Below are 19,426 nucleotides of genomic sequence, written 5' to 3' on the forward strand. Positions count from 1 at the left end.
ATAATTTAGGTTAATTTCTTTACCAAGTTTTATTACCATTTACCCAATCGTTATTGATTTCCTGCCACCAATGATAATACTTTCTTTTCATTATCTGTTTGAAAAGATTTTTGCCAATTTCTGTTTTTAACCTCTTTTGTGCATTTTGAATCCAAAAATTAGCTTGCTCATTCCCTTTATCCAGGTTTTCTTTTAAAAAGAGTATAAGTTCTAATGTATCAGAGTCTTTTGCTAATTTTGATTCTAAGGTTTCCTGTCTTTCGTATTCACTTATGATAGCCATTATTTCATCCTTTGATGGTAAATTTTGCAAAATGTCAGATAAAGCTTTTTTTTCCTTAGGTTTAACATATTTTTGTTGTAGATAATTTAGATCTCCAGTTCTTGTTTCTTCTAAATCATGGAATAAACACATTAATAATACTTTTGTGGTGTCAGCATTTGCTAATTTTGATAATTGATAACCTATAACAACAGTTCTAAAAATATGTTCAGCTATGGATTGTTTACCACTTCCTAAAAAAGGTATTCCGCTCCGCTGAATCTGTTGTAAAATTCCTACTTCATAAAAGAAATCAACTATACTTAGATAAGTTGATGATTTTTCATTGTTGTCTTTCATCAATTACCCTTTTAGCTTTCCCTTCAAAACGTTCTAATGATTTTGGTTCAACAAGCTTCACTTTTGGTTTTATTCCTAAATAGTTAAACAATTTTTCGGTAATTTTATCCAAAACCTCTTTTTGCCTTTTCATTTCATCAAAAAATAGATTTTCTGAAACTTCTAAGTGTATCTCCATCATATCCAAAGCGCCTTTTTTTCTAACATAAATCATAAAGTGTGGTGTGGTGTCTTCTATCTCTTTTAAAGCTTCTTCAACTTGAGAAGGGAATACATTTACACCATTTACTATAATCATGTCATCGGTTCTACCAGAAGGTTTCTCCATCTTTATCAAAGTTCTACCACATTTACAATTATCTCTGTAAATCCTTGTTATATCCCTGGTTCTATATCTAATCAACGGCATAGCTTCTTTTGATAATGTGGTAATAACCAGTTCCCCCTTTTCCCCTTCTGGTAATACTTCACCAGTTTCTGGATCAATTACTTCTACGTAAAAATGGTCCTCATTAATATGCAATCCGTTTTTATAAAGACATTCTCCAGCAACTCCTGGTCCTATAATTTCGCTGAGACCATAATTGTCTGTTGCAATTATGCCAAGTCTATTTTCAATTTCACTTCTTATTTTTTCACCCCAAGGTTCGCTACCAAAAAGTCCATATTTGAGATGTATATCATCTTTGGTAAGCCCCATTGATTCTAATGTTTCTGCAATATGTAATGCATAAGAAGGTGTACATATTAAAACACTACTTCGATAATCCTGCATAATCATGATTTGTCTTCTTGTATTGCCACTTGAGACTGGAATAACACTGGCACCTATATGTTCAGCACCGTAGTGGAGCCCAAATCCACCAGTAAATAATCCATAAGTAAAAGCAATATGTACGATATCATCTTTTGTAACACCACCAGCAACCATAATCCTAGCAACTAAGTTTTTCCAAAGCTCCAAATCCCTTTTTGTATAACCTACGACTGTTGGTTTTCCTGTTGTACCACTTGATGAGTGTATGCGAACTATATCTTTTAACGGAACAGCAAACATGCCATATGGATAATTATCCCTTAAATCCTGCTTTGTGGTAAAAGGTAAATGTTTAATGTCATCTAATGATTTTATTTTCTCTGGTGTAATATTCAATTTATTAAAAAGATTATGATAAAATTCCACATTATTGTAAACTCTATTTAAAGTAGATTGCAGCCTTTCCAACTGCAACTGTTTTATTTCTGATACAGACATTGTTTCATCAGACATTTGCCACATTTTCATACTTTACCTCTCCCATTTATCTTTATATTCTTTACCTAAATATGCTCTTAAAAGTTCATTGTCATTTAATAATTCGCTGCTTTTACCTTGCAGGATTATAGATCCATTTTCTAAGACATAACTTCTATCAGAATATTTCAATGCTATTTTAGCATTTTGCTCAACCAAGAAAATTGTTATCCCCGATTTTTTTAAAACCTTTAGCTTGTTGTAAAGATCTGTAATTATTTTTGGAGCTAACCCCATTGAGGGTTCGTCCATTAGTAATATATTTGGGGAAAGCATTAATGCTCTACCAATAGCTAGCATCTGCTGCTCTCCGCCTGAGAGCATTCCTGCTATCTGTTTTTTTCTTTCTTTAAGCACAGGAAAGATTTCATATATTTGCTTGATGTTCTCTTTTATTTTGCTTTTATTTTTTATTAAAAAAGCTCCCATTTCTAAATTTTCTTCTACAGTCATATCTGTGAAAATTCTTCTACCTTCTGGTACGTAGCCTATACCTAAAGATACAATTTTTTCTGTATTGAAGTTAGTTATCTCTTTTTCGTCAAAGTAAATTTTCCCCGTTTTATTAGAAATATGCCCCATTATTGAATTGAGTAAAGTTGTTTTGCCTGCACCGTTTGATCCAATCAAGGATACAAATTCACCTTTTTTAACATGAAGTGAAACGTTTGTTAAAGCTCTTATTTTCCCATAATACGCTGAAAGGGACACGGTCTTAAGCATCTTCTTCACCAAGATAAGCTTTTAAAACTTCAGGGTTGTTCCTTACACTTTTAAAGTCACCTTCTGCAATTATTTTACCAAAATTTAAACAGTATACATGAGTAGCTAAACTTGATATAAAGTTCATATCATGTTCAACCATTAAGATGGTGACACCTTCTTCATTTAATCTTTTAATTATTTCAACCATTTTTTCCTTTTCAAAATTGTTTAAACCTGCTGCTGGTTCATCTAAAAGAAGTAGTTTTGGTTTTGCGAGATATCCTCTTGCTAACTCAAGAAGTTTTAAAACTCCATAAGGTGATTCCTCAGGAGTTTTATTTTTCCAGTCAGCAATATCAAAAAATTCTAAAGCTTCATCCAGTTTTTCATCGATAAATTTTCTATAATCTTTGTCCAATCTCAAAAAATTCTTCAAGTAATTGTACTTTAATTCTTTTTTCAACAATCCTAAAATAAGATTTTCTTTAACAGTTACTTCTTTTATTATTTTTAGATTTTGAAAAGTTCTGACAATACCTAATTTAAATATTTTATTTGGTGAAAAATTGGTAATATTTTGATTTTCAAAAATAATCTTACCACTAGTTGGTTTTAAAAAGCCGGTTATTATATTAAAAAGTGTTGTTTTACCAGCTCCGTTTGGTCCAATAAGAGCTGTTATGCTTTCATTTTTTATTGAAATAGAAACGTTATCCAGTGCTTTTAATCCACCAAAATTAATTGAAATGTTTTCAGTTTTTAGCAACTTTTAACCTCTTGAATATTCCGTTTATTCCATATGGGAAAAATATGATACAAAATGCTAATATACCACCATAAATTAAAATTTCATAATCCTCAAAAGATGCAAAAAGTTCTGGTATAAGCGAGATTATTATTGCACCTATAATACCACCGTAAGTACTTCCCAAACCACCAATTATAACCATTGCCAAAATTTCAATTGAATAGTTAATCCCTATAGATGTGGGGCTTATAAACTGGCTATAAAAAGAGTAGAATGATCCAATTATGGATGAAAAGGAAGCTATAACAGCAAAAAGGATAACTTTTTCTTTATGAAAATCTATTCCAAATGCGCTTGATGCGTGTTCTGATTCTCTTATAAATCTAAAATCGTAGCTGAGAAAAGATTTATCAAATAACTCTAGAAGAACAACTGTAATCAGATAAAGAAAAGCGAATAAAGCATAATTTTTTAATTCTGTATCAAATTCAAAACCAAATAGGGAAAAATATGGTATACCAACGAGTCCCGAAGGCCCTCCCGTAAAGATATCTAATTCATTGGCAAAAATGTAGATTATCATACCAAAACCAAGTGTAGCCATTGCAAGATAGTGTCCGTGTAATTTGAGGGTGGGGTAGGCAATCAGAATAGCAACAATAAAAGTAATTATAGCACCAATGAAAACTGTTGCTATTGGTGAGTAAGAATAATGCACTGTTAAAATACCTGATAAATAAGCTCCAATTCCGAAAAATGATGCCTGACATAGAGATATTATCCCTGCATAACCAAGTAAAATATTTAAACCAGAAGCTAACATGGCATTGATTAAAATGTATGAAATTAAACTAAGGTAATACTCATTTTTTAAGAAAAGGCCTATTAAAATTATTAATATGAAATTTATTATAAAAAAATTTTTGTTTAAACTATTCATATTCTATCTGCCCTTTTTTTACCAAATAAACCGTTTGGAAGTACAAATAAAATTATTAAAAGAATAATGAACGCAAAAGCATCTTTATAACCAGAAGGTAAAATGGTAGCAAAAAAACCTTCTAATATGGCTAAAAGATATCCACCAGTTATAGCGCCAGTAAAACTTCCAAGTCCACCCAAAACCGCAGCTGAAAAACCTTTTAATCCAGTCATTATACCATCATTATAAGTAACAAAAGTGATAGGAGTAATTAGAATACCTGCAATTCCTCCTAATGAGCCTGCTATTGCAAACGAAAGCATTTTGATTTTGTTTACACTTATTCCACAATTTAATGCGGCATAAGGATCATTGTGGCAAGCTCTGAAGGCTTTGCCATATTTTGAAAATTTAAAAAATAATGAGAGAATTACTGCTATAATAATGGATACAAGAATTACCAACAAACTACTTGTGGTAATTACTCCACCTGGCATTTTAAAAACACTTTCGTTTATGTAAGGAGCTACTTTTAATGAATCTCTCCCCCAGATAATCATTGCAGAGCCTCTTAAGATAATTGCTACCGCTAATGTAATAGTAATTAAGTTGATTTCTGTTTTTAGTTTGACGTTATTAAGGAATATTCTCTCAGTTAATATTCCTAAAACGTATGAACCAACAATTGTTAAAAGGAAGGATATACCTGTTGGAATTTCTAAAAGAGATAAGGCGGTATATATCAACATACCGCCTATCATTACAAATTCTCCTTGTGCAAAATTTACTATACCTGTTGTGTTATAAATAATATTAAAACCTATTGCTACAAGCACATAAATACTACCTGTAGTTAAACCTGAGTATAAAAACTGCATAAATTAATTCCAAAATAATTGTATTTTTATTTAATTAATTTCCAATTTCCGTTAACAATTTTAACCATTACAAAAGCATCTTTTGTTAAACCGTTATGATCACTGTCTGAAAAACTAAATTTTCCATAAGTACCTAAGTAATTCTTAATTGATTCAATCCCTTTTATAATGTCAGAACTTTTGTAATTTTTGTTTTTTATTGCAAGGGTTAATATATGTATAGCATCATATGCGTGACCACCAAATGTAGAAACTGATGACTTAAATCTTGACTCATACTCTTTTTTATAATTGAGAAGTAGATTTTTGAAAGGGTCACTATCTCCAAGTTGTTCAGCTACAATCAGTCTTCCTGCAGGTAAAATAATTCCATTTGCAGCTTCCCCTGCTAACTGTATAAATTTCTTTGAAGCAACTCCATGACTCATTATTAGTTGAGCTTTTAATCCAAGCTCTTTAAAATTTTTGGCAACAATTGCAGGTGCAGGTCCAACACCCCAGCATATAACAGCATCGGGATTTTTTTCAGCAATTTTGCTAAGTTGGCTTTTCATATCTTTATCAGTATCTTTAAATTTTTCATCAGCTACTATATTAATTCCCATCTTTTCTGCAATTTTCAACAGAGCATCTCTACCTGAGTAGCCAAAACCACTTTGTGCAGTAATTATTGCAACATTTTTTTTGTTATTTTTTAAAAGATATTCATAAATCTTTTCAACAGCGTGTCTATCAGATGGTGCTACTTTAAAGACTTCTTTATATAATGGATTTATTATTCTGTCGCTTGACGCACAACTAATAACAGGTATATGGAACTTTTTCGCTAAATCTTTTATTGCCAGTGTAGAACCACTTCTAGTTGGCCCTATTACTGCTATTACTCTATCTTTTTTTACGAGTCTTATAAATTTCTTTCTTGCTTCAGCATCGTTACCTTTTGTATCATAAAAATAAAGTTTAATTTTTTCACCATTTATACCACCAGATTTATTTATTTTTTCAACTTCCATTTCTAAAGTATTTTTTTCTGGTAACCCTAAGAATGAAGCAGGTCCACTTGTAGAAAAGAGTGCTCCAATTTTTATATCAGCAAACAAAAATACTGGAAACAACATTACAGCTAAAAATATTAAAAACTTTTTCATCATACACCTCTGATTATAATTTATAAATTTCTTCACCTTTTAATGTTTTTATTCCGTTATTGTTTAGAGCTTCAATAGCTTTTTCAGTTTCATCAAATCTGAAAATCATTATAGCTTCTTCACCACTTCTTTCTACAAAAGCATACATATATTCAACGTTTATATTATTATCTCTGAGAATTTTTAATATTTGAGCTAAACCTCCTGGTTTATCAGGTACTTCTACTGCGATTACGTCAGTTTTTCCCACAGTAAATTCGTTTTCTTTTAATATGTTATAAGCTTTTTCAGGGTCATTAACGATTAATCTTAATATCCCAAAATCTGAAGTGTCAGCTAAAGATAATGCCCTGATGTTTATACCATTTTCCCCTAAAATATTACAAACTTCCCAGAGTCTCCCCGATTGGTTTTCTATAAAAATTGAAATTTGAGTAATTTTCATTTTTTCCTCCTACAAGGATCTTTTATCTATAACTCTTTTTGCTTTCCCTTGACTTCTTTCTATTGTCTTAGGCTCAACTAACCTTACTTTTGCAGTTATACCTATTATTTCTTTAATATTTTTTTCAATAGATTTTTCTAATGCCTGCAATTTTTTAATTTCATCTGAGAAGAACTCTTCACTTACTTCGACTAAAACTTCCATAGTGTCTAGATTATTTTCCCTATCTACAACGATAAGATAATGAGGTAAAATCCCTTTTGTTTCCATAAGTATAGATTCTATTTGAGATGGGAATACATTTACTCCCCTTATTATAAGCATGTCATCGCTTCTACCCATTACTTTTTCCATCCTTACAAAGGTCCTACCACATTTGCATGGTTCCTTAATAAGTCTTGTAATATCTCTTGTTCTATATCTTATTAATGGTATAGCCTCTTTTGTGATAGTTGTAAAAACAATCTCACCTTTTTCACCATATGGGAGTGGTTCACCAGTTTCTGGATCTATGATTTCTACAATAAAATGGTCTTCATTTATATGCATACCATTTTTTGCCTCTAAGCATTCAAAGGCAACTCCAGGACCAATCACCTCACTTAACCCATAAATATCTATTGCATCAATACCCCATTTTTCCTCTATCTCTTTTCTCATTTCATTTGTCCAAGGTTCAGCACCAAAAACACCTACTTTTACAGGCAATTTTTTAAGGTCTACACCCATTTCTTGTGCTACTTCATAAAGATTTAAAGCGTAAGATGGAGTACAAGAAATAGCTGTTGTACCAAAATCTTGCATAATCATAATCTGTTTTTTTGAATTACCACCAGATATAGGTATTACAGAAGCCCCAATTAATTCCGCACCATAATGTGCTCCTAAACCACCAGTAAAAAGTCCATATCCATAAGCATTTTGTAATACATCGCCTTTACCTACACCTGCTGCCTGAAATGTTCTTGCCATAAGTTCAGCCCATGTTTTTATATCTCTTTTAGTGTAGCCAACAACTGTAGGTTTACCAGTGGTACCACTTGAAGCGTGAATTCTTACTACTTGTTCTTTAGGAACAGCAAATAACCCGAAAGGGTAATTATCCCTTAAGTCCTGTTTGGTAGTAAATGGGAGTTTTCTTAAATCTGATAATGACTTAATATCCTCAGGTTTTACACCAGCTTCATCAAATTTCTTTTTATAAAAAGGTACAGTAGCATAAACCCTTTCAACTAAATGCTGTAACCTTTTTAATTGTAATGCTTCCAAAGCTTCACGAGGTAGGGTTTCATACTCTTCGTTCCAGATCATTTTAAACCTCTTCCCGATTTATTTAACCGGTTAAATAATAACAAAAACAGTTTTTGAAGTCAAATATTATTTAACTTTGTTTATTATTTTGGAAGATAAATCCATAAAACTTTTGCAGGTTTATTGGAAAAATTTTTTACTTTGTGATTTTTGTGGGAATAAAAATAGAAATAGTTGCCAGCTTTAATAATATGAGATTCTTTATCTAAGGTTAATTCTATTTCCCCATCTAATACATAACCAAACTCTTCACCCTCATGTTTTATTTCTTGATGATAACCTCCGTATGGTGGGATTTCAACAAGGTAAGTTTTCATCTTTAAAAGGGGATTTTTTATTAGTAGATACAAGTTATAAAAATCTTTTTTTGAATATATAAGTTCAGCATCTTTTTCAAAAATGAAGCTTTCTTTATTTAGGTGTATATCTTTTTCGTTTTCTTCAAGTAAGTCAGAGATTGTAACATTGAAAAAATTGGTTATAGATTTTAGTGTTGCCATTGATGGCACAGCTTTACCATTTTCTATCATTGAAATATAACTTTTAGTTTTACCAACAGCTTTAGCTAGTTGGTTAAGGCTATAACCTTGAGATTTACGTAAATTACGTAATTTTTCACCGAGGATATTATTCTTATTCTTCATAATTGAAAAAACGGCTTCAGATTGAAGCCGCTTATTTAACAGAATCTTTTAAAAGTTTACCTGCTGAAAATTTTGGAGTTTTAGTAGCAGGAATGATAATCTCTTCCCCTGTTTGAGGGTTTCTACCTTTTCTTTCTTTTCTTTCACTAACAGAGAATGTTCCAAATCCTACTAATGTTACTTTGTCCCCTGCTTTTAATGCTTCAATAACTGCTTCTTCAAAAGCTGCTAAAGCCCTTTCTGCTTCACTCTTTTTCAATCCAGCTTTTGAAGCAATCTTTTCAATCAATTCTTTTTTGTTCACACCTACCTCCTGATAATATATTTGTTATCTGCTGCAAAACCCTTATATATTAGATTTTACCATATTTCAAATAAAAATTAATATTTCTCTTATAATTTTTGCGGCGGTAATTGTAGAAACCATTGAATGATCATAATGTGGAGAGAGCTCCACTACATCACATCCTACAATATTTAGATCTTTAAATTTCATTAATTTATTCATAAGGTTGTTAAAGCTCCATCCTCCTGGCTCTGGTGTACCAGTCCCAGGGAAGATAGAAGGGTCCAGTATATCCAAATCTACAGTAATATATACAGGGTTATCATTTATAAGCTGTTTAATTTTATCTACTGATCTATTAAGCAAATTTTTGCTTCTTATGAGCTCAAACTCTTCTTTTGTTCCGCTTCTGATACCATATTGGTATATTTTTTCAAATCCAATTATGTCAGCAATATTTTTAATAACAGTGGCATGAGAAAGTTTTTCTCCTAAATATTCATCTCTTAAATCAGCATGGGCATCAAAATGAATTAGATAAAGATTTTTGTATTTTTTTAAAAAACTTTTGATTATGGGTAGAGTGATTAAATGCTCGCCACCTATTGATAAGATTTTTTTATTATATTTCAAAATATTATCAATATGCGTTTCTATTCTATCCAAAATTAATTTTTTTTCTCCAAAAGGGAGTTCTAAATCACCAATATCACATACTTTTTTATCTTCTAAATCTTTGTTTTGATAAGGTGAGTAGGTTTCTAATCCGTATGATGATTTTCGAATTTCGTCCGGGGCAAAACGAGAGCCAGGTCTGTAACTACTTGTGCCGTCATAAGGTATACCTGTTATGATTATTTCAGAATCGTGAAATTCTTTATCACATCCAATTAAACTATTTGATATGGGTTTCATAATACTTTTTTAGCAAAATTAGGCAAGGAAAAGCAAGATTTTATTATATCTGAGTTAAAATATTTCAACTCGTTTTCCATTTTTTTTATATCATCGTATTTAACTTTTTCTAAAGGTTTATATTTTTTAGAAGCAAATGCAAAAGCCCACATACCACTTGGGTAAAATGGTATAAATGATAAATACATTGATACAATTGGGAAAACAGCTTTTAAATTATTAAACATATCTTTTTGTATATCAGCATAGTAATAAGGGTTTTCTGCCTGAGCAACCATTATCCCATCTTCTTTTAAACAATCATAAACAGATTGATAAAACTTTTGTTTAAATAGACCTTCTGCAAAGCCAACAGGATCTGTGGAATCTATGATTATTATATCAAACTTATTTGTATTTTCTTCAATAAATTTAACACCATCTTTAAATAGTAATTCAAGTTTTGGGTTATCAAATTGTGATCCAACAGATGGAATATATTCTTTAGTGACTTTTACCACCATATCATCAATTTCACACATCACACACTTTTCAATATTTTCGTGTCTCAAAACTTCTCTAGCAGTACCACCATCACCTCCACCTATAATTAAAACACTTTTAGGTTCTGGGTGGCTAAAAAGTGGGACATGGGCAATCATTTCATGATAAGCAAATTCATGTGCCTCGGTAAGCATTATAAGATCATCTAGTAACAATATCTTACCTAATTGTTCAGACTCCAATACATCAATTTTTTGATATTTTGATTTACCACTATAAAGTGTTTTTTTTATTTTTATTGATAGTGCTGTATCGTTTTCATAGTATTCTGTAAACCATAAATTCATAAGATTTCTCCTAAATTATAGCATTTTCTGGCTTATGTCTAAGCTCACCCTTTATATCATTAAGCTGGCCTCTCTTCATTTCAATTGTTGATGTATGTGTGGCTTTTAGTATCTTTTTTAAATGTTCGAAAGCTATCCAGGGGTCAACAGTATCGCCACAGGTGAATAAGTCAACAGCTGCATAACCGTATTCGGGCCAGGTGTGTATAGTGAGATGTGATTCGGCGATTACTACTACACCACTTACACCGTAAGGGCTAAATGTATGAAAAGTACTGTTTATAATAGTGGCACCACTGATTTCAGCTGCATATTGCATCTCTTTGTCTAATAATTTTGAGTTGTTTAAGACATCTTTATCGCAACCGTAAAATTCAACAAGTATATGTTTTCCAAGAGCTTTCATAGATTCCTCCCAAAATCTAAAAATAGGAGCTAAATTTAGTACTTTAAATAGGGCAGTAACTTATAGAGTAAAAAAAAAATGTTGTCAATATGTAAAAAATATAAAAATACAAGTACTTGATATATAATATAAATATATAATATGATGTGTAAAAAATTATATTAAAATTCTAAATTTAAAAAATTTTGTAGTTTTTCATTAAAAAATTTGTTGTGTAGTCAGAAACTCCTTCTTCTAAAGTATAAAAACTATCTTTGTAACCAGCATTTTTTAATTTATCCATGTTAGCTTCTGTAAAATATTGGTATTTGTCTCTAATATCTTCTGGCATGTCTATATAGTGGATTTTTCCTTTTCCATAATTTTGAATTACGTTGTTTGCTAGGTCATTAAAGGTTCTAGCTTGTCCTGTACCTAAATTATAAATCCCAGATTTTGTGTTATTTTTGTAGAAAAAGAAGATTACTTTTGCCACATCAAAGACATAAATAAAATCTCTTTTCTGTTCACCATGATTATATCCTTCTTTGTGGGATTTAAAAAGCTTAATTATGCCAGCTTCTTTTAACTGGTTGAAGGAATGAAAAATAACACTTGCCATTCTCCCTTTATGGTATTCGTTTGGACCATAAACATTAAAGAATTTAAAACCTGCCCAAAAAGGTGGTTTTTCGTTTTGTTTTAAAACCCAAAGGTCGAATAATTGTTTTGAGAATCCGTAAGGGTTTAAAGGTCTAAGATACTCTATTAAATTTTCATCATCATTATAACCATTTTCACCTGCACCATATGTTGCTGCACTGCTTGCATAAATAAATGGGATTTGTTTTTCTGTGGCAAATTTAAAAAGTATTTTGCTGTACTCATAATTTGTTTTTAAGAGATAATCCAGATCGAATTCTGTGGTATCTGTACATGCACCAATATGAATAATATAGTCAATATTTTTGTAAGTGTTTAGATTTTCCAGAAATGCATCTCTATCAACGAAATCAATAAACTTTTTCCCTAAAAGATTCTTCCATTTGGTTTTGGTACCTAATCTGTCCACACATAAGATATCAGTAATCCCTTGGTTATTAAAATAACCTAATAAAACACTTCCTATGAATCCAGCAGCACCAGTTAAAACTATCATATGCCTTACCTCTTAAAAGCTTTATTTGTTAATAGTTTTTTAATGAGAAAAAATTGAAAAGTAAAGAGGGAAGGATTTCCCTCTTTTATAATTTAGCTGATATCAATAATTTCGATAGAATAAGTTAAAGTTTGGCCTGCTAAAGGATGGTTAAAATCGATTTTAACAAATTCGTCATTAAGCTCTAAAACCTTACCTCTATATAAATTATTTTGTTCATCTTCAAGATCGATATACATATCTTCTTTGATAGATGGATCAAGCTGAATTTCTTCTCTTGGTATTTCAGCTACTAAACTTTCGTTGTAAGGGCCAAAAGTATCTTCAGGTTTAAGTGTTACATCTTTTTTGTCACCCACTTCCATACCTAACATTTGTTCTTCAAGAACTGGTAATAACTGATTTTGTCCCATTTCTGCTACTAATGGTTCTTCCTTTGTTACTGCATCTACAACTGTACCGTCCTCGAGTGAAACAGTGTAGATGAATGTTACTTTTGAATCGTTCGTTACTTTCATAAATATCTCCTTTAAAAATTTTACAAGTGTTACTTAACACAATTAATAGATAAAATAAATAGAAAAATGAAAAAATCTATAGTTTTTGTTGATTAAATATTATTTAATGTGTAAAAGAGTATCTATGCACTCGTTTGTGGAAAAGTACCGTTTAATATTTGGTAGTAATATTGATAACTTTTTACAATCTTTGAAATTACCAAAAGAAAAATTTTTTAGATTAAATTTAGCAAGAAATTTTAACTATTTGAGTGAATTTGAATATTTAAATATACCTTTTAGTAGATGTGATTTATTTGATAACGTATATAAACTAAAAGAATCAGATAAGAATATTAGACTTTCTGACACTATATCCTTTTTTACTGGTGGTATTTATATACAAAATCCGTCTTCACTGTTACCTGTAAAGTTCCTTATAGAAAATATAGATGTTGATGAGCCTGTGATATTGGATATGGCATCGGCTCCAGGTGGTAAAACAACAGCTTTAAGTGAGTTTTTAGATAGAAGAGGATTGATTGTTGCTAATGAGCCATCAAAGAGTAGATTAAAGGATCTCAATTTTAATATAGAGAAAAATTTTGCCTATAATGTTGCAACAGTATCATATGATGGAAGAGTTTTACATAAATATTTAAGTGAAGTTTTTGATGCTGTATTGCTTGATGCACCTTGCAGCAACGAAAACAAAATATTTCATGATAATGCTGTATTGAATAATTGGAGTGAAACTTTAGTTGAGAGATTGGCAAAGCTTCAAAGAGAGTTGATTGAGTCAGCTTGTTTTACATTGAGGAAGGGTGGGATATTGATATATTCAACATGCACTTTTTCTATAGAAGAAAATGAGCAGATTGTTGAATATCTATTATCTGAATATGATGTGGAATTAATCGATTTAAATAAAGGTGATTTTGATTATGGGTTATCAGGCAATAGTAATATAGATAAAAAAGTTGTTAGAATTTTACCACATTCTGGCAGATACCCTGGTTTTGATGGTTTTTTTGTGGCAGGTTTTCGTAAAAAGGGTGGGGGGATTTCAAATCGAAATGTTAAAATATTGAATAGCGGATATGGATTGCGAACACCTGCAGAAGATTCTATAATTTATGAGATTAAAAATGATTTATATTTATCACCTAAATATCAAATTTCTGGTTTGAAATACGAAAAATTTGGAACAAAGTTAGGGAAAAAAATTAAAAATATGGTGGAATATTCTTCTCAAGCATGCTGGGAGTTTGGGGATAAATTAATTAAAAAAAAGCTTGTGATAGATGATTATGAAAAAGCTAAAAAATTTGTAAAAGGTGAAAATTTGAAATTAAAAGATTATGATAATAAAGAGGGGGTATTATTTTTTAAAGATATACCATTGGGGTACTTTAAAATTGTTGATGGTAGAATTAAAAATAAAATAGATAGATATTTTCTTAGAGGTTTAAAATGAGAAAGGTGCTTGTTGTTGAAGATAGCAAATTTTTTGCTGGTGTATTAAAAAATAACCTCAGTATTTTAAAGTATGAGGTAGACATTGCTCAATCATTAAAGGAGGCAAAAGATTTAATCGAAAGTAAAACCTATGATTTGATTTCTTTAGATTTGAATTTACCTGATGGAGATGGCTTAGAATTTTGTAAAAAGTTAAAAAGTGACCCTAAATATTGTAAAACACAGATTATAATAATTTCTAATACAGAAGATGAAGATGTAAAAAAAGAAATGACTCATTATGGTATACTGGGTTTTTTTAGTAAAAAAGATTCAAAAGAGAAACTTACAGATTTTATAGTTAATCTTGATAGATTGCTGAAAACATTGGATTATAGTGGTGATAATGTTTTGTTGATAGAAGATAGTAAAATTCAACATCTTTACATAAAAGGTTTATTGGAATATGCAGGGTTAACTGTGTATAGTGCATATTCGTTAGATGAAGCTTATAAGCTAACCGAAAACGAAATGCCAAAACTTGATTTGATTATATTGGACTATTATTTTGATGATGGAAATGCTGAAGAATTTGTGCAAAAAATTAAATCTAATAGCTTTTATTCTCATACACCGATTATGATGCTAACAGTCAGTGATGAAGCAGATATAAAATACAGTTTATTTCTTTTGGGGGTTTCAGATTACCTAAAAAAACCTTTTGATGTTGGGGAGTTTTATTTAAGGATAAGATCGCACTTAAGGATTAAATACTTAATCGATATGTTAGAAACAAAAAATAAAATGCTTACGGTTTTAGCAACAATTGATGATTTGACACAGCTTTACAATAGAAGGTTTTTTTGGGAGTTGGCAAGAAAGGAAGAAAATAGATATATAAGGTACAAAAGAGATTATTCTATAATTATATTAGATATTGATGATTTTAAAATGATAAATGATACATATGGTCATGATATAGGTGATACTGTTTTGAAAGAGATTTCGAAATCTGTTAGGTCAAATATTAGAAAATCTGATATTTTAGCAAGATTTGGAGGAGAAGAGTTTATAATTTTGTTACCTGAAACAGAGAAAAATGGTGCAAAAGCAGTTGCAGAAAAAATTAGGCAAAGTATCAATGATAAACAGTTTACTCATTTTAAGTTACATATAACGGTAAGTCTTGGCGTTTCATCAAGAACTGAGGCAAATGATTTGGAAGAAACCATAAAAATTGCGGACAACAGGCTTTATAAAGCAAAAAATAGTGGTAAAAACAAGGTGGTAGAACAATGAGAAAGGTTATTTTTTTATTAATAATTTTAGTTTTCTATGCGGGATTGAGTTTTTCTGCCATAATTGAGAATATTTTTTCTAAAGGTATTTCAGATGACACTGTTTTTGTGGTGGATAAATCTCAAAAAAAACTTTTTGTGGTGCAGGTTAAAAATGATATGCCGGAAATAATTTGGCAGTATAACAATATCTTACTTGGTGAAATGGAGGGTGATAAGCAAGTCGAAGGTGATAAAAAAACACCAGAAGGTATATATCGTGTAGTTAGTTTTATTCCTAAAAATCAGCTTTCCGAAATTTATGGTGAAGGTGCTTATCCTCTCAATTATCCCAATCCAGTGGATAAAATTTTTGGCAAAACAGGTTATGGTATTTGGATACACGGACTAAAAGAAGATAGTGGGAAAAAATACACACAGGGGTGTGTGGCTCTGCATAATGGCGATTTAGTGAGTTTATCAAAATATAATCCCATTGGGAAAAACGTTGTTATTTCAAAACATATCAATTTATTGAGTGAGACTGATTATATTGCTAAAAAAAGTGAGCTGTTAAGCTATTTAGATGATTATATAGTTTCATGGGAAAACAATAATTTTGAGAAGTTTGCAAGTTTTTATCATTTAAAATTTAGAAATAATTCAGGCAAAAATCTTAAATCTTATTTAAGTTTAAAAAAGAGATTGATGGATTTATACCCTTATAGAAAAATCTTTTATGATAAACTTAAAATTTTAAAAGAGGATGATAGATATCTTTACTATAGATTTAGACAGCTTTACTGTTCTACAAACCTTATTAGTGAAGGTGTCAAAGAGTTGTATCTTTTTAATGAATCAGGTAGTTATCAAATAATTTATGAAAACTATAAGGACCAAAGCGACTATAATATGTTTAAAAACTATGTAATTGATTTTATTGAAAAATGGAAAACTGCATGGATTTCAAAAAATATCGATGAATATATTAATTTTTATTCAGATAATTTCTATTCGAAGGGGATGAACAAAGAAGGGTGGAAAGAATATAAGTCAAAGCTTTTTAATAAAATTGGCAAAATCGACATAAAAATCGAGAAGGTAGAAGTAAGTTTTACAAATTCTAATAATATAACGGTTAGGTTTATACAAAAATATAAAGCAGATGATTATAGTGATGTTGGTATAAAAACTTTAAGAATTGTTGGTTGCCCTGGAGATTTTAAAATAAAAGAAGAATTGTGGAGAAAGCTTAAATGAGAGTTGTTTCTTTATTTTTATTAATTTTAATTAGCGCATTAAACATTTTGGCTGGAGAAATTAAACGTCCTTCAACTGTTCATAATGTATATTTTAAAGGCTCGGATTATGAATTACATGTTTATAAAATATATGGTAGAAAAGATGGCAACACCATGTTGATTGTTGGTGGTATTCAGGGGGATGAGCCAGGTGGGTTTTTATCAGCGGATCTATACTCTGACCTAAAGCTTGAAAAAGGTAATTTAATTGTTGTTCCAAGGGCTAATTTTAAATCAATTATACTTTTTAATCGTGGTATCGATGGAGATATGAATAGAATATTTCATAAAGATAAAATTGAAACTGATATGGATAAGGTAGTTGCAATAATTAAAAAACTGATGTCAGAATCAGATGTTTTTCTTCATCTACACGATGGATGGGGGTTTCATTATCCAAAGTATGTTGATAATATGAGAAACCCTAAAAGGTTTGGCCAGTCTATAATTACCGATGCAGATGTTTATAAATGTAGCAGTGGAAAGGTATTAAATCTTAAAGATATGGCTTTGAAAGTATTAGATGAGGTAAATAATAAAATTGGTGATGAAAAATATTTTATGCACTATTTCAATACTAATACTGATGACCCTAAGACCCCTTTTAAAGATATGAGAAAAACTGCTACTTATTTTGCTTTAAAAAAATACTGTATCCCTGCTTTTGGTATTGAAGCTTCAAAAAATTTGCCAACTGTTGAAATGAAGGTGCTGCATCACAACTATGCGGTGAATGCTTTTATGAAGTTATTTGATATCATACCTGAGCAACCGCAGATTTTTTTGCCGAAACCTGAGTTTAAATATGTTGTATTACAGATAAATGGTGTGCCTAAGATTGTTGAAAATAATAAAAGGTTGTTAATACCAAAAAACTCTAAGGTAGAAATAATACATATTGAGTCAAATTACAAAAGAGGGCTGTCTTGTGACTTCCTTGGAATAAACGGCTTGAATGATATGGGGATACCGATAACAGTTAGAAAAGACACTAAGGTAGTTTTTAGAAAGGATAATAAAATTATAGGGGAGATTTTTCTGAAAGTCATTAATAAGGAAAAATATAGAAATGTTGTTTTTTTATTAGAAATTAATGGAAAGAAAAAAGCATTTTTAGATGGTGAAGTTGTATCAGTGCGTGTTGGTGATTCAGTAAAAATCATTAAATCTTTTTATGAAAGTAACGATGGGTCAGATATCGAGGTGAATTTCAAAGGGTATGTACCACCTGAGGTACAAAGAAACACAGGTGATGATAGGGGGTATCTAATACGAATAGATCATAGTTTTATGAAAAAGTATTCACTGTATAAGGATAAAGAAGTTTATCCAGTTGTAGCTACAGATGAAAGTGGTGATAAAATTGGAACAATTTATATTGAAATTGTTAAATAAACTGGTATTATTTGCATGATTGAAATTTAAGGATGTTGCACAAATTAATATCTGCAACAGCAAAAATAAAATTTATCTTGTGCAATATCCATATAACATTTAAAAATTTGGAGGAGTTATGAGAAGGCTTTTCTTATCAATTTTTATCTTGATGTTTTTGTCTGTTGGTGTTTATGCAAAAGATTTAAAGGTTGGGTTTATCTATGTGGGTCCTGTTGGTGATGGTGGTTGGAGTTATGCTCATGATTTAGGTAGGAAAGAGCTTGAAAAATTGCCTTATGTTAAGAAAACAACTTATGTGGAATCTGTACCTGAGGGAGCAGATGCTTTAAGAGTAATTATGAAACTTGCTCAAACTGGTCATAATCTCATTTTTACCACAAGTTTCGGTTTTATGGATCCCACATTGGAAGTGGCCAAAAGGTTTCCAAATGTGGTATTTATGCATTGCTCAGGTTATAAGACTGCAAAGAATGTGGGTACATATTTTGGTAGAATGTATCAGGCAAGATATTTATCAGGTATGATAGCTGGTTCAATGACTAAATCCAATATTATTGGTTATGTTGCTGCTCATCCAATTCCAGAAGTTATAAGAGGTATAAATGCGTTTACTTTAGGGGTTAGAAAAGTTAATCCAAAAGCTACTGTAAAAGTAGTATGGACTCAAACTTGGCTCGATCCAGGTACTGAAAGAAATGCTGCTGAGAGCTTGTTGGATGTGGGAGCTGATGTTTTAACTATGCATCAGGATACACCAGCTACTTTGCAGGCTGCTGAAGCTCGTGGTAAATATGTGATCGGTTACAATTCTGATATGAGAAAATATGCTCCAAACGGTTTTTTAACAGCACCAGTTTGGAACTGGGGAGCGATTTATAAATATGTTGCTAAACAGGTTCATGATGGAACTTGGAAAAGTGAGCAACTTTGGTGGGGGATGGACAAGGGTGCTGTAAAGCTTGCTCCTATTAGTAATAAAGTTCCTGCTGATATTAGAAAACTTGTTGAAGACACAAAACAGAAAATCATTAATGGAGAATTTAAAGTTTTTGAAGGGGAAATAAAGGATCAAAACGGTAAAGTGGTTCTTAAAAAGGGTGATATATTTAGTGATAAGGAATTGTTGGGGATGAATTTCTTTGTTGAAGGTGTTAGCGGAGTTATCCCTAAATAATTTTTCCAATTAAAATAATCTTTAAAAAG

Annotated in this window: 21 protein-coding genes; 5 read left to right on the forward strand and 16 right to left on the reverse strand. The window is 30.7% G+C overall.

Annotation, left to right across the window (positions count from 1 at the left end; all coding sequences use genetic code 11):
• Window positions 1-19: 19 nt before the first annotated feature.
• From DEFDS_RS04805 to DEFDS_RS04880, 16 genes are all read right to left on the reverse strand, one after another.
• Complete coding sequence (locus DEFDS_RS04805; RefSeq protein ID WP_013007675.1) at window positions 20-622, reverse strand: HD domain-containing protein; 603 nt, start codon at window positions 620-622, stop codon at window positions 20-22.
• The gene (locus DEFDS_RS04810; RefSeq protein WP_013007676.1) at window positions 606-1,907 is read right to left on the reverse strand and encodes a phenylacetate--CoA ligase family protein; all 1,302 of its coding nucleotides are present in this window, start codon (window positions 1,905-1,907) and stop codon (window positions 606-608) included. Before DEFDS_RS04810 ends, DEFDS_RS04805 begins: the two co-directional genes overlap by 17 nt.
• Before the next feature lie 3 nt (window positions 1,908-1,910).
• On the reverse strand, window positions 1,911-2,639 hold the full coding sequence (locus tag DEFDS_RS04815; RefSeq protein ID WP_013007677.1) for an ABC transporter ATP-binding protein: 729 nt from the start codon (window positions 2,637-2,639) through the stop codon (window positions 1,911-1,913).
• Window positions 2,632-3,387, reverse strand: coding sequence for an ABC transporter ATP-binding protein (locus tag DEFDS_RS04820; RefSeq protein ID WP_013007678.1), 756 nt, complete (start codon window positions 3,385-3,387; stop codon window positions 2,632-2,634). The genes DEFDS_RS04815 and DEFDS_RS04820 overlap by 8 nt, the downstream gene beginning before the upstream one ends.
• Complete coding sequence (locus DEFDS_RS04825; protein ID WP_013007679.1) at window positions 3,374-4,309, reverse strand: branched-chain amino acid ABC transporter permease; 936 nt, start codon at window positions 4,307-4,309, stop codon at window positions 3,374-3,376. Before DEFDS_RS04825 ends, DEFDS_RS04820 begins: the two co-directional genes overlap by 14 nt.
• Window positions 4,306-5,169, reverse strand: a complete 864-nt coding sequence (locus tag DEFDS_RS04830; RefSeq protein ID WP_013007680.1) for a branched-chain amino acid ABC transporter permease — start codon at window positions 5,167-5,169, stop codon at window positions 4,306-4,308. Before DEFDS_RS04830 ends, DEFDS_RS04825 begins: the two co-directional genes overlap by 4 nt.
• A gap of 26 nt (window positions 5,170-5,195) precedes the next feature.
• Window positions 5,196-6,317, reverse strand: coding sequence for an ABC transporter substrate-binding protein (locus DEFDS_RS04835; RefSeq protein WP_041223624.1), 1,122 nt, complete (start codon window positions 6,315-6,317; stop codon window positions 5,196-5,198).
• A 13-nt stretch (window positions 6,318-6,330) separates the two neighbouring features.
• Window positions 6,331-6,762: an ACT domain-containing protein gene (locus tag DEFDS_RS04840; protein ID WP_013007682.1), complete on the reverse strand. Its 432-nt coding sequence runs from the start codon at window positions 6,760-6,762 to the stop codon at window positions 6,331-6,333.
• Between the two features lie 9 nt (window positions 6,763-6,771).
• A complete protein-coding gene (locus DEFDS_RS04845; RefSeq protein WP_013007683.1) occupies window positions 6,772-8,073 on the reverse strand; it encodes a phenylacetate--CoA ligase family protein in 1,302 nt (433 codons plus the stop codon).
• Between the two features lie 83 nt (window positions 8,074-8,156).
• Entirely contained in the window at window positions 8,157-8,717 is a 561-nt protein-coding gene (locus DEFDS_RS04850; RefSeq protein ID WP_013007684.1) for a helix-turn-helix domain-containing protein, read from the reverse strand.
• A gap of 31 nt (window positions 8,718-8,748) precedes the next feature.
• Window positions 8,749-9,021: an HU family DNA-binding protein gene (locus DEFDS_RS04855; RefSeq protein WP_013007685.1), complete on the reverse strand. Its 273-nt coding sequence runs from the start codon at window positions 9,019-9,021 to the stop codon at window positions 8,749-8,751.
• 66 nt (window positions 9,022-9,087) lie between these two features.
• Window positions 9,088-9,918 (reverse strand): agmatinase, encoded by an 831-nt coding sequence (gene speB, locus DEFDS_RS04860; protein WP_013007686.1) that lies wholly within the window; start codon window positions 9,916-9,918, stop codon window positions 9,088-9,090.
• Entirely contained in the window at window positions 9,915-10,748 is an 834-nt protein-coding gene (speE, locus tag DEFDS_RS04865) for a polyamine aminopropyltransferase (protein WP_013007687.1), read from the reverse strand. Before speE ends, speB begins: the two co-directional genes overlap by 4 nt.
• Before the next feature lie 10 nt (window positions 10,749-10,758).
• Window positions 10,759-11,154 carry an adenosylmethionine decarboxylase gene (speD, locus tag DEFDS_RS04870; RefSeq protein ID WP_013007688.1) on the reverse strand — a complete coding sequence of 132 codons (396 nt, stop codon included), beginning with the start codon at window positions 11,152-11,154 and terminating at the stop codon, window positions 10,759-10,761.
• 175 nt (window positions 11,155-11,329) lie between these two features.
• Window positions 11,330-12,292 carry an ADP-glyceromanno-heptose 6-epimerase gene (rfaD, locus tag DEFDS_RS04875; RefSeq protein ID WP_013007689.1) on the reverse strand — a complete coding sequence of 321 codons (963 nt, stop codon included), beginning with the start codon at window positions 12,290-12,292 and terminating at the stop codon, window positions 11,330-11,332.
• A gap of 92 nt (window positions 12,293-12,384) precedes the next feature.
• Window positions 12,385-12,810 carry an FKBP-type peptidyl-prolyl cis-trans isomerase gene (locus DEFDS_RS04880; protein ID WP_013007690.1) on the reverse strand — a complete coding sequence of 142 codons (426 nt, stop codon included), beginning with the start codon at window positions 12,808-12,810 and terminating at the stop codon, window positions 12,385-12,387.
• Window positions 12,811-12,916: 106 nt separating this feature from the next.
• Here DEFDS_RS04880 and DEFDS_RS04885 point away from each other — a divergent pair, with 106 nt between their 5' ends.
• The 5 genes from DEFDS_RS04885 to DEFDS_RS04905 all read left to right on the forward strand — a co-directional run bounded on the left by DEFDS_RS04885 (window position 12,917) and on the right by DEFDS_RS04905 (window position 19,397).
• On the forward strand, window positions 12,917-14,266 hold the full coding sequence (locus DEFDS_RS04885; protein ID WP_084742518.1) for an RsmB/NOP family class I SAM-dependent RNA methyltransferase: 1,350 nt from the start codon (window positions 12,917-12,919) through the stop codon (window positions 14,264-14,266).
• Window positions 14,263-15,546, forward strand: coding sequence for a diguanylate cyclase (locus DEFDS_RS04890; RefSeq protein ID WP_013007692.1), 1,284 nt, complete (start codon window positions 14,263-14,265; stop codon window positions 15,544-15,546). Before DEFDS_RS04885 ends, DEFDS_RS04890 begins: the two co-directional genes overlap by 4 nt.
• Window positions 15,543-16,784, forward strand: coding sequence for a L,D-transpeptidase family protein (locus tag DEFDS_RS04895; RefSeq protein WP_013007693.1), 1,242 nt, complete (start codon window positions 15,543-15,545; stop codon window positions 16,782-16,784). The genes DEFDS_RS04890 and DEFDS_RS04895 overlap by 4 nt, the downstream gene beginning before the upstream one ends.
• Entirely contained in the window at window positions 16,781-18,220 is a 1,440-nt protein-coding gene (locus DEFDS_RS04900) for a M14/M99 family metallopeptidase (RefSeq protein ID WP_013007694.1), read from the forward strand. The genes DEFDS_RS04895 and DEFDS_RS04900 overlap by 4 nt, the downstream gene beginning before the upstream one ends.
• Window positions 18,221-18,338: 118 nt before the next feature.
• Window positions 18,339-19,397, forward strand: coding sequence for a BMP family ABC transporter substrate-binding protein (locus DEFDS_RS04905; RefSeq protein WP_013007695.1), 1,059 nt, complete (start codon window positions 18,339-18,341; stop codon window positions 19,395-19,397).
• Window positions 19,398-19,426: the final 29 nt, after the last annotated feature.

The organism is Deferribacter desulfuricans SSM1, from assembly GCF_000010985.1.
GTDB lineage: Bacteria > Chrysiogenota > Deferribacteres > Deferribacterales > Deferribacteraceae > Deferribacter > Deferribacter desulfuricans.